This is a genomic window from Chryseobacterium sp. CG10_8, from assembly GCF_058117085.1.
This window is the reverse complement of sequence record NZ_JBYVEB010000285.1, coordinates 1-540: the sequence shown is the minus strand read 5'-3', so window position 1 is coordinate 540 and position 540 is coordinate 1. Positions and strand designations below refer to the sequence as shown.

The window sequence follows — 540 nt, the reverse complement described above, 5'->3', positions numbered from 1 at the left end:
AATAAAAAACTTTATGAATAAAAGAATATACGAAAAAATGAGCGACGAACAGCTCTTGAAACAAGAGAAGATAACGAGTGCGTTAACTTATATGTTAGGAATATCATTGTCTTTATTGTTTGGAATTAATATCTATAACGGAATTCAGGACGGATTTAATGTTGCTATGGCAGTACCTTTATGTTTGCTTCCTGTTCTAATTATTAATATCAAAAGTTTAAAAGAATTAAAAACCGAAAAACAAACACGCAATTTATGAAAACAGTAGTATTTTACGAAAACGATCCTAATGTAAGCATGGATCAACTAATGGAAGCATTTCCAAGACATCAAGCCAACGAAGAAATCTTTGTAAAAGCTGGAAAAATATTAGGAATCGGGCCGTTTGCTGTTCCTGGAGAAGGTGCCATGGGAATTTTTGTGGATAGAGAATCCGCGGAAGAATTTATAAAAGGAGACCCTTTTGTTCAGGAAGGTTTAGTTTCCAAAGTGACCATCAAAGAATGGCATGACGAAATCATGTAAATCTATTTTAATATA

The 540-nt window shown here is 33.0% G+C and carries 2 protein-coding genes; both read left to right on the top strand.

The genetic code is table 11. The features are described 5' to 3' along the window. A partial coding sequence (locus tag AC4AGG_RS16770) for a hypothetical protein (protein WP_489773165.1) occupies window positions 1-259 on the top strand: 259 nt, incomplete at its 5' end. Further along, window positions 256-525, top strand: coding sequence for a YciI family protein (locus tag AC4AGG_RS16765; RefSeq protein WP_489773164.1), 270 nt, complete (start codon window positions 256-258; stop codon window positions 523-525). The genes AC4AGG_RS16770 and AC4AGG_RS16765, both read left to right, overlap by 4 nt. Window positions 526-540: the final 15 nt, after the last annotated feature.

Bases quoted from the DNA above. Each gene is read 5' to 3' on its own strand.
- AC4AGG_RS16765 (WP_489773164.1), top strand. From the start codon at position 256: ATGAAAACAGTAGTATTTTACGAAAACGATCCTAATGTAAGCATGGAT.